Consider the following 8,965-nt stretch of genomic DNA (forward strand, 5'->3'; position numbering starts at 1 on the left):
CCCGGTGCACGGGGGGCACTCCCCAATTTTCGAAGGATAAGAACCGATGACGCATCCCACCTATCCCGACCTTCAGGGCGCCTCCGTCTTCGTCACCGGCGGCGGCTCCGGCATCGGCGCGGCGCTGACGGAAGGCTTCCTCCGGCAAGGCGCGAAAGTCGCTTTCGTCCAGCGCTCCGACGCGTCGGATTTCGTTGATGAGATGGAGGCAAGTACCGGAAATCGCCCGCTTTTCTTGCCCTGCGACATCACCGACATTGCCGCCCTGCAAGGCGCGATTGCCCAGGCGGTGGAGGCGCATGGGGCCCTTGATGTGCTCGTCAACAACGCCGCCAACGACAAGCGCCACACGACCGAGGAGGTGACGGAAGAGTTCTGGGACTGGTCCCAGTCGATCAACCTCAAGGCCTATTTCTTCTCCTGTCAGGCCGCCGCCAAGTCTATGAAAGAAAACGGAAAAGGCGCGATCATCAACTTTTCCTCCATCTCCTACATGATGGGCAATTCCGGCTATCCCGCCTACACGACGGCCAATGGCGGCATCACCGCGATGACCCGCAGCCTTGCCCGCGAATTCGGCCCCGACCGCATCCGCGTCAACGCCCTCGCGCCGGGCTGGGTTCTGACCCAGAAACAGAAGGATCTGTGGGTCACGCCCGAGGGCCTCGCCGCGCATCTGGACCGGCAATGCCTGAAGGATACACTGGCCCCCGAAGACATCGTCGGCGGTACGCTGTTCCTGGCCTCCGACAGTTCAAAAATGATGACAGGTCAGGTACTTGTCATAGATGGCGGCGTTGTGGTGACGGGATGAGAAAGACGGATTGGATCGCGGTCGACTGGGGCACCTCGCATCTGCGCGTCTGGGCGATTGGCGTGGATGGCGCGGTGCTGGACAAGGCCGGGTCAGCGGATGGCATGGGCAGCCTCGCACAGGCCGATTTCGAACCTGCCCTCCTGCGCCTGATCGACCCATGGCTTGGCAACGACCCGACGGATGTCATCGCCTGCGGCATGGTCGGCGCGAAACAAGGCTGGGTCGAGGCCCCTTACCGCCCCGTCCCCTGCAAACCGGGCGAGGCCACGCCGATCACGCCCGCCACGCAGGACAGCCGCATCCGGCTCCATATCCTGCCCGGCGTCAGCCAGGACAGCCCCGCCGACGTGATGCGGGGCGAGGAGACCCAAACCGCTGGAGTCATTCACGAAAATCCGCAGTTCGATGGCATCCTCTGCCTGCCCGGAACGCATACGAAATGGATCCATATCTCGGCGGAAGAGATCGTCAGTTTCCGCACCGCGATGACCGGGGAGCTTTTCGCGCTTCTGTCGCACCACTCCGTCCTGCGCCATTCCGTGGGTGGTGAGGATTTCGACCGCGATGCCTTCGACAGTGCCGTGGCCGAGACCCTCTCTCGACCCGAAAGGCTCGCGCAGTCGCTGTTCAACATCCGTGCAGAAGGGCTGCTCCACAATCAATCTAATGCCGCTTCAAAGGGTCGCCTCTCCGGCCTGCTGATCGGTGCGGAACTGGCCGCTGCAAAGCCCTACTGGCTCGGTCAGCAGGTGCTGATCGGCGGCGCGCCAGCGCTGGTGGCGCTCTACGAGCGAGCTCTGCAAAATCAAGGGGTTACCTGCCTGACCCGCGACGCGGAAACCCTGACCCTCGCGGGGCTGCGCCTCGCCCATGCCAAGTTGACGGAGGCACCATGAGCCGCCCCATCATCGCCATTCTGCGCGGGATCACCCCGCCTGAGGCCGTGCCCATCACCGAGGCGCTGATCGCCGCCGGGATCTCCCGGATCGAGGTGCCGCTGAACTCCCCCAAACCGCTGGAAAGCATCGCCGCCATGGCCCATGCCTTTGGCGATCATGCGCTGATCGGCGCGGGCACCGTCACGGCCCCCGACGAGGTGCGCGAGGTGGCCGATGCGGGCGGACAGCTGATCGTGTCGCCCAATGCCGACGTTGACGTCATCGCGGAGACCAAGCGCCTCGGCCTGCAAAGCTTCCCCGGTGCGATGACGCCGACGGAGTGTTTCGCGGCGCTCAAGGCCGGGGCGGACGGGCTGAAGATTTTCCCGGCGAGCCTGATCGGCCCCGGTGGCGTCAAGGCGATCCGCGCGGTGCTGCCCAAGGGCACGCAGGTCTTTGCGGTCGGTGGCGCGGGGCCGGAGAATTTCGCGGAGTGGTGGCAAGCGGGTGTCGACGGGTTCGGGATCGGAACCGCGCTTTATACGCCGGGGCTATCGGTCGAGGAGATCAGCCGCCGCGCGACGGCTCTGGTCAAGGCCTTTGACGAGGCCACAAAATGACCGCACAGGTCTTCGATAACCGCCCCTGCGATCTTGGCGAAGGGCCGCTCTGGCACCCGGAGCGGGGGCAGCTTTTCTGGTTCGATATCAACGGGAAACGGTTGATGACTGCGGGGCAGGAATGGGTCTTCAACCGTCATGTCTCTGCCGCCGGTTGGGTTGGGCGTGACGCTCTGCTTGTCGCGACGGAAACCGACCTGATCCGGCTCGACCTCGAAACCGGCGCGCAGGAGGTCATCACGCCGCTGGAGGCCGACAACCCGGTCACACGCTCGAACGATGGCCGCGCGGACCCGTGGGGAGGGTTCTGGATCGGGACCATGGGCAAGCGGGCGGAACCCGGCGCGGGGGCGATCTGGCGCTACTACCGGGGCGAGCTGCGCAGGCTTTACGACCGGATCACCATTTCCAACGCGATCTGTTTCGCGCCGGATGGCAGCTACGCCCATTTCGCGGATACGGCGCCGGGAAAGGTCTGGCGGCAGCGCCTGTCGGACAAGGACGGCTGGCCCGTGGGCGAGCCGGAGATTTTCCTCGACCACGGCCCCGATGGCCCCAACCCCGATGGGGCGGTGCTGGACGCCCAGGGCAATTTCTGGTGCGCTGAATGGGGATCGTCCCGTGTGCGCTGCTACGCGCCCGATGGCAGCGTGTTGCGCGACGTTATGCTTCCCGTGTCGCAGCCCTCCTGCCCGGCGTTCGGCGGGCCGGATTTGCGCGATCTCTACATCACCACCGCCCGCGAAAGCCTGACCGCGACCGATCTGGCCAAGGAACCGCTGGCGGGGCAGGTCTTCATCGCCGCTGACATCGCCCAGGGACAACGCGAACATGAGGTCATCCTGTGAAACGCACGCTCGGCACCTGCTACTACCCTGAACACTGGCCCGAGGCACAGTGGGCGGAGGATACCGCCCGCATGGCGGAGCTCGGCCTGACCTGGATCCGCATCGGCGAATTCGCGTGGTCGCGGCTGGAACCCACTCCCGGCGATCTGCGCTTCGACTGGCTCGACCGGGCGATTGAAACGCTTGGGGCGGCGGGGCTCAAGGTGGTTCTGGGCACCCCCACGGCGACACCGCCGCGCTGGATGCTGGACAAGCACCCCGATATGCTGGCGGTGGATGTCGATGGCCGCCCGCGTGGGTTCGGCTCCCGCCGACACTATTGTTTCAGCCATGACGGCTACCGCGAGGAAAGCGCGCGGATCACGCGGCTGCTGGCGGAGCGCTACGGGCGCAACCCCCATGTGGCCGCGTGGCAGACGGATAACGAATACGGCTGCCATGACACGGTGATTTCCTATTCCGACGCCGCGCGGGCGGCTTTTCAGGGCTGGTGCAAGGATCGCTACGGCAGCATCGAGGCGCTGAACGCGGCCTGGGGCAATGTCTTCTGGTCGATGGAGTATCAAGGCTTCGATCAGATCGGCCTGCCCAACCTGACGGTGACGGAGCCGAACCCGGCGCATGGGCTCGCCTTCCGGCGCTTCAGTTCCGACCAGGTGGCGCGGTTCAACGCCGTGCAGGTGGATATCATCCGCGCCCATTCCGACGCGCCGATTTCGCACAATTACATGGGGCGGATCACCGAGTTCGATCACTACGAGACCGGCCGCCAAATGGAGATCGCCACCTGGGACAGCTACCCGATGGGGTTTCTGGAGGATCGGATCGAGGCGGATGACGCCCACAAACGCCGCTACGCCCGGCAGGGCGATCCCGATTTTCAGGCATTCCACCATGACCTTTACCGCGCCGTGGGCAATGGCCGCTGGTGGATCATGGAACAGCAGCCCGGCCCGGTAAACTGGGCCCCCTACAACCCCGCGCCGCTGCCCGGGATGCCGCGCCTTTGGGCGTGGGAGGCCTTTGCGCATGGGGCCGAGGCGGTGTGTTACTTCCGCTGGCGACAGGCCCCCTTCGCACAGGAACAGATGCATGCGGGGCTGCTGCGCCCCGACAGCCAGCCGGCGCAGGCCTATCACGAGGCGGCGCAGGTGGCGCGGGAACTGGCGGAATTGCCGGAGGTGGAGGCGGGTCAGGCCCCCGTGGCTTTGGTCTTCGATTACGCCGCCCAGTGGGCGTGGCTGGTGCAGCCGCAAGGCCAGGGGCAGGACTATTTCCGGCTGGTGTTCGAAACCTACCGGGCGTTGCGCAAGCTTGGCCAATCGGTCGATATCCTGCCGCCCGATACTGCCGATCTGTCCGGTTATCGGCTGGTGCTGGCCCCCGGCGCGGTGACGCTGACGGAGCCGTTCAAGGCGGCCATAGCCGCCCATGACGGGCCGGTGATCCTCGGCCCGCGTACCAATGCGAAGACCGCAGACATGCACATCCCCCTGCCGCTTCCCCCCGCGATCCCCGGTCTCGACGTGACCGTGTCCCGCGTTGAATCGCTGCGCCCCGACATGCCGCGCCCTGTCGAGGGTGGCGGGCATGTACAGCTTTGGCAGGAGGATCTGGAGGGGACCGCAGAGGTCACGCTGCGCGGTGCGGATGGCCAGCCGCTGGCGATGACGAACGGGCGGATCACCTATTTGGGCGCGTGGCTGGACCCCGAAGCGTTGACAGCGTTTCTGCGCGATGCGTTGACGAGGGCCGGGGTCAAGACCACCGACATGCCCGGAGGTCTGCGCCGCAGACAGGCGGGCGCGACGGAATTCCTGATCAATTACGATCCCGAACCGCAGACATGGGACGGCGTGACCGTCCCCGCCGCGGGCGTTGCCTGGCGCTAGAAATCCACCGATACGCCGGGCAGGTTCAGCGTCTTCATCAGGTCGCGCAGTTCCTGCCGAGCGGCAAGGTTCGAGATGTTCAGCCGGTCCACGCCCATGGCGCGCAGGTCCAGCAGCGTCATGCCCGTCGGGAACAGCTCGCGGAAAATCACCCGCTCGCTCATCCCCGGCGCGACGCGGAAGCCGATGCGGCGCGACAGGTTGGTCAGCGCCTCGCCCACCTTGCGCTTGTTATGCATCATCTGCGCGCCCAAGCGGTTGCGCACCACGATCCAGTCAATGGGCTTTAGCCCGGCCTTGGCGCGCAACTGGCGGGAATGCCAGACCATCTCGGAATACACCGACGGGCCTTTGATTTCGTAGGTTTCCGGGTCGATCCGCGCCAGAAGGTCGAAATCGACGAAACTGTCATTCATCGGCGTGACCAGCGTATCGGCCAGCGAATGGGCCACCTGGCTGAGCCTTGTGTGCGATCCGGGGCAGTCGATGACAATGAAATCGCAGCGCGGGTCGAGGTCCGCCACGGCCATGGACAGCCGCCGGTCATAGATGTTCTCGTCGGGGCCAAGCGTGGCGGGGTCTATGTCGGGCAGCTCGATCAGGAAGGGCGCGGGCAGGTCCAGTTCGCGCGCGGTGATCGTGTTCTGACGGTTTTCCAGGTAGCGCCCGAAGGTGCGTTGCCGCAGGTCGAGGTCGAGCCCCCCCACGCGGTGCCCCAGATTGGCAAGGGCCGTGGCCACATGCATGGCGGTGGTCGACTTGCCCGACCCGCCCTTTTCATTGCCGAAAACGATGATATGCGCCACCGGAGTCCCCTTCGCGGTCTTGGTCTCGTTTGCCCTCATTTCGTGGGGCAAATCGGTTTGGCCGCAATATACGGGGTTAAGCGGGTGGTGTTAAGCGCGAATGACCGGCAATCAATCCATTGCGGGGAATGCCCTGTGAAACGCTGTTTTTCCGGTCGGGCTGAACCGGATCACGCGGCTGTCGGGCAGGCGGCGGGCCCATCCCTTGACCAGCATCAAGTCGAGCAGCGCCTGCCCCAGACCGCCGGCCAGATGACTGCGCCGTTCGCTCCAGTCCAGGCAGGCGCGGCAGATCGGTCGACGGGCGCCTTGCAGAGCGGGGATGTCGAGGCCGAGGGTGGTGAAACGCGCTGCTCCATCGTCGGTGATCACAGGAAACTCCGGGTCATCCGTCAACCAGCCCTGTGCCAGCAGCCGATCATACAGCAGGATACCCATGTCGCCCGCCAGATGGTCATAGCATATGCGCGCCTCGCGCAGCGCCTGATCGCGGGGGCCGGTCCGGGTGCGCAGGTGGCCGGTTCCGGCGGCCAGCCCCATCAGCGCCTCCAGCGTTTCGGCCACCTGATCGCTGGCGAGGCTCGCATATTTGTGCCGCCCCTGGCGGCGCATATGTAGCAACCCGCCCTCTTCCAGCTTGGCCAGATGGGCGCTGGCGGTTTGCAGGGTCACCCCCGCCTCTGCCGCCAGTTCCGTCGCGGTCAGGGCCTTGCCGCTCATCAATGCGGTCAGCATGTTGGCGCGGGCGGGGTCACCAATCAGCGCGGCGATGCGGGCGATGTCTGGTCCATCTTTCATAGTTCGATCGTAGCCGAAGCATTGGCGTGAGGCAATCCGCTATGGTTCGGGCATCATCGAACCATGAAGGACAAGATATGCTGACCTGCGTGATCCGCTACCAGATCGACCCGACCAAGAAAGCCCAGTTTGAAACCTATGCCCGGAATTGGGGTCAGGCCATTCCGCGTTGCGGGGCGGACCTGATCGGGTATTTCGCCCCGCATGAGGGATCGTCGACCCTGGCCTATGGTATCTACAACATCGAAAGCCTCGCAGCCTATGAAGCGTATCGGGCGCGGTTGTCTGCCGATCCGCTCGGGCAGGAAAACTACGCCTTCGCACAGCGCGAGAAGTTCCTGATGCGCGAGGACCGGACGTTTCTGAAGCTGGCTTCTGCCCCGCATGGGGACCGGCCATGATCGCCGTGATCTTCGAGGTCTCACCCGCAGACGGGCAGCGTGATCGCTATCTCGATATTGCGTCAGGGCTGCGGACCGAGCTGGAGCAGATCGAAGGCTTTCACTCGGTCGAACGGTTCGAAAGCCTGACGACCCCGGGAAAGCTGCTGTCCCTGTCGTTCTTCGAGGATGAGGCAGCAGTGGCCCGCTGGCGGTGTCTGCACAGGCACAGAGCCGCCCAACAGGCCGGGCGTAGCGGGGTCTTTGCCGACTACCGCCTGCGTGTGGCCCATGTGTTGCGCGACTACGGCCTGGCGGATCGGGCAGAGGCCCCACGAGATAGCCGGATCGCGAACGGATGATGCCGCCGGGTCAGGTCCAGATCTGCCCGCGTGTTTCCTTCCTTTTTCGCGCTTGCCTCCCGATATTGGCCGCAATCACCCGGTAGCTGGCAGAATGGGGACGTAGAACTTGTCCTAAATTGTATCAGCAGTACTGAACGGAGCAGTAAAATGTGGAAAGACTTTCTAGGAAATGAAAGCGGTGCCGTGACCGTGGATTGGGTCGTGCTGACCGGCGGCCTCGTGGGTCTCGGTCTGGCAACGACGGCCATCGTTTCGGCGGGTGTTCAGGACCTGTCCGGGGACACGCGGGGCGCATTGGAATCGGACAGCATCATCGCGGCGAGTTTCGGCACCGAATGGCCCGAATTCGTACTTGGAAACTATCAGCGCCCGCGCCCGGACCATCATACCGGTAACTGGAACCACCTTGTTGGTGCGATTGGCAGCTACAACGAGGATCAGCTGAATCTTCTGATGACGCAGGGGCTGGATCTTTACGAAAACGGTGGAACGGCCGAAATCCAGGCATGGGGGATCGACACCTATGCCCTTGGCTATGACCAGATGCAGGCGCGTGGTATGGACACGACCGGCATGACCAACCCCAACGAACTGCTTGCCGGTTTCGACGCGCAGCACGGGGCCACCTGACGGCCCCGGCACCAAAGACGAAAAACGCCGCCCCGAATGAGGGCGGCGTTTCTCTGTTTCGATAACCGGGCTGGCTCAGAAGCCGAGGCCTTCGTATTTCTTCTTGAACTTCGACACGCGGCCGCCGGTGTCCATCAGGCGCGAGGTGCCGCCGGTCCAGGCCGGGTGCACGGTGGGGTCGATGTCCAGCGACAGCTGATCGCCTTCGGCGCCCCAGGTGGATTTCATCTGGATGATGGTGCCATCGGTCATCTTGACGTCGATCAGGTGATAATCGGGATGGATGTCTTTTTTCATGGTCCCGGTCCTTACGCTTCTGCGCCAGCTTTGGGCTTGTAGTTGGAAACTTCCGCGATACGGGCGGATTTACCGCGACGCGACCGCAGGTAATACAGCTTGGCGCGACGCACGCGGCCACGGCGCACGACGGTGATGCTGTCGATATTGGTCGAATGCAGCGGGAACACACGTTCCACACCTTCGCCAAAGGAAATCTTGCGGACGGTGAAGGACCCGGCGATGCCCGAGCCGTTCTTGCGCGCGATGCAGACGCCTTCGTAGTTCTGCACACGGGTGCGCGTGCCTTCGGTCACTTTATAGCCAACGCGGATGGTGTCACCCGCCTTGAAATCCGGAATCTCTTTGCCAAGCGCAGCGACCTGCTCGGCTTCCAGCTGTGCGATAAGATCCATCGCAACTCTCCATTTCTGATCGTGGTTTTTCCACGAATGTGATGTCCGCCCCAGAGCTCTTGGTCTTCTTCCGGGTCCGCCAATGCGCCCGCCAGAGATCAGGTCGTCTTTACCTTTGTGGCGTCTTGCGAAGCGGGGACCGCGACGCGAAGCCGAAGAAAGCTCCGCCGCAAATGATCCTGCGCATAGCAAAACAGCCCCGAGTCGGATTTCCGACCGGGACGGGCGGGGTATATGGG

General features: G+C 64.2%; 12 protein-coding genes. 8 read left to right on the forward strand and 4 right to left on the reverse strand.

Features of this window, described 5'->3' with window-relative positions:
- The first annotated feature begins 46 nt into the window (after positions 1-46).
- Genes RBB16_RS14180 through RBB16_RS14200 form a run of 5 tightly spaced genes read left to right on the forward strand, consistent with a single transcriptional unit; the run spans position 47 to position 5,055 of the window.
- Positions 47-814, forward strand: coding sequence for an SDR family oxidoreductase (locus RBB16_RS14180; RefSeq protein ID WP_306046790.1), 768 nt, complete (start codon positions 47-49; stop codon positions 812-814).
- A complete protein-coding gene (locus RBB16_RS14185; RefSeq protein WP_306046791.1) occupies positions 811-1,713 on the forward strand; it encodes a 2-dehydro-3-deoxygalactonokinase in 903 nt (300 codons plus the stop codon). Before RBB16_RS14180 ends, RBB16_RS14185 begins: the two co-directional genes overlap by 4 nt.
- Positions 1,710-2,315 (forward strand): 2-dehydro-3-deoxy-6-phosphogalactonate aldolase, encoded by a 606-nt coding sequence (locus RBB16_RS14190; RefSeq protein ID WP_306046792.1) that lies wholly within the window; start codon positions 1,710-1,712, stop codon positions 2,313-2,315. Before RBB16_RS14185 ends, RBB16_RS14190 begins: the two co-directional genes overlap by 4 nt.
- Positions 2,312-3,163 carry an SMP-30/gluconolactonase/LRE family protein gene (locus RBB16_RS14195; RefSeq protein WP_306046793.1) on the forward strand — a complete coding sequence of 284 codons (852 nt, stop codon included), beginning with the start codon at positions 2,312-2,314 and terminating at the stop codon, positions 3,161-3,163. The genes RBB16_RS14190 and RBB16_RS14195 overlap by 4 nt, the downstream gene beginning before the upstream one ends.
- Positions 3,160-5,055, forward strand: a complete 1,896-nt coding sequence (locus RBB16_RS14200) for a beta-galactosidase (RefSeq protein ID WP_306046794.1) — start codon at positions 3,160-3,162, stop codon at positions 5,053-5,055. Before RBB16_RS14195 ends, RBB16_RS14200 begins: the two co-directional genes overlap by 4 nt.
- On the opposite strand, the gene RBB16_RS14205 is transcribed toward RBB16_RS14200, so the two are convergent.
- On the reverse strand, positions 5,052-5,861 hold the full coding sequence (locus RBB16_RS14205) for a division plane positioning ATPase MipZ (protein WP_306046795.1): 810 nt from the start codon (positions 5,859-5,861) through the stop codon (positions 5,052-5,054). The two genes, RBB16_RS14200 and RBB16_RS14205, sit on opposite strands and share 4 nt — an antisense overlap.
- 111 nt (positions 5,862-5,972) lie before the next feature.
- The gene (locus tag RBB16_RS14210; protein ID WP_306046796.1) at positions 5,973-6,659 is read right to left on the reverse strand and encodes a helix-turn-helix transcriptional regulator; all 687 of its coding nucleotides are present in this window, start codon (positions 6,657-6,659) and stop codon (positions 5,973-5,975) included.
- A 77-nt stretch (positions 6,660-6,736) separates the two neighbouring features.
- Between RBB16_RS14210 and RBB16_RS14215 the strand changes: the two genes are divergently transcribed.
- The 3 genes from RBB16_RS14215 to RBB16_RS14225 all read left to right on the forward strand — a co-directional run bounded on the left by RBB16_RS14215 (position 6,737) and on the right by RBB16_RS14225 (position 8,034).
- The gene (locus RBB16_RS14215; protein WP_306046797.1) at positions 6,737-7,060 is read left to right on the forward strand and encodes an NIPSNAP family protein; all 324 of its coding nucleotides are present in this window, start codon (positions 6,737-6,739) and stop codon (positions 7,058-7,060) included.
- Positions 7,057-7,401, forward strand: coding sequence for an antibiotic biosynthesis monooxygenase (locus RBB16_RS14220; protein ID WP_306046798.1), 345 nt, complete (start codon positions 7,057-7,059; stop codon positions 7,399-7,401). The genes RBB16_RS14215 and RBB16_RS14220 overlap by 4 nt, the downstream gene beginning before the upstream one ends.
- A 150-nt stretch (positions 7,402-7,551) precedes the next feature.
- Positions 7,552-8,034, forward strand: coding sequence for a hypothetical protein (locus tag RBB16_RS14225; RefSeq protein WP_306046799.1), 483 nt, complete (start codon positions 7,552-7,554; stop codon positions 8,032-8,034).
- 75 nt (positions 8,035-8,109) lie between these two features.
- Here RBB16_RS14225 and rpmE read toward each other — a convergent pair whose 3' ends face one another.
- Complete coding sequence (rpmE, locus tag RBB16_RS14230; RefSeq protein WP_306046800.1) at positions 8,110-8,331, reverse strand: 50S ribosomal protein L31; 222 nt, start codon at positions 8,329-8,331, stop codon at positions 8,110-8,112.
- An 11-nt stretch (positions 8,332-8,342) separates the two neighbouring features.
- Positions 8,343-8,726, reverse strand: coding sequence for a 50S ribosomal protein L19 (gene rplS, locus RBB16_RS14235; protein ID WP_071691255.1), 384 nt, complete (start codon positions 8,724-8,726; stop codon positions 8,343-8,345).
- Positions 8,727-8,965: the final 239 nt, after the last annotated feature.

It is taken from the genome of Nioella sp. MMSF_3534, from assembly GCF_030732985.1.
GTDB lineage: Bacteria > Pseudomonadota > Alphaproteobacteria > Rhodobacterales > Rhodobacteraceae > Nioella.

Bases quoted from the DNA above. Each gene is read 5' to 3' on its own strand.
- RBB16_RS14180 (WP_306046790.1), top strand. From the start codon at position 47: ATGACGCATCCCACCTATCCCGACCTTCAGGGCGCCTCCGTCTTCGTC.
- RBB16_RS14185 (WP_306046791.1), top strand. From the start codon at position 811: ATGAGAAAGACGGATTGGATCGCGGTCGACTGGGGCACCTCGCATCTG.
- RBB16_RS14190 (WP_306046792.1), top strand. From the start codon at position 1,710: ATGAGCCGCCCCATCATCGCCATTCTGCGCGGGATCACCCCGCCTGAG.
- RBB16_RS14195 (WP_306046793.1), top strand. From the start codon at position 2,312: ATGACCGCACAGGTCTTCGATAACCGCCCCTGCGATCTTGGCGAAGGG.
- RBB16_RS14210 (WP_306046796.1), bottom strand. From the start codon at position 6,659: ATGAAAGATGGACCAGACATCGCCCGCATCGCCGCGCTGATTGGTGAC.
- RBB16_RS14215 (WP_306046797.1), top strand. From the start codon at position 6,737: ATGCTGACCTGCGTGATCCGCTACCAGATCGACCCGACCAAGAAAGCC.
- RBB16_RS14220 (WP_306046798.1), top strand. From the start codon at position 7,057: ATGATCGCCGTGATCTTCGAGGTCTCACCCGCAGACGGGCAGCGTGAT.
- RBB16_RS14225 (WP_306046799.1), top strand. From the start codon at position 7,552: ATGTGGAAAGACTTTCTAGGAAATGAAAGCGGTGCCGTGACCGTGGAT.
- rpmE (WP_306046800.1), bottom strand. From the start codon at position 8,331: ATGAAAAAAGACATCCATCCCGATTATCACCTGATCGACGTCAAGATG.
- rplS (WP_071691255.1), bottom strand. From the start codon at position 8,726: ATGGATCTTATCGCACAGCTGGAAGCCGAGCAGGTCGCTGCGCTTGGC.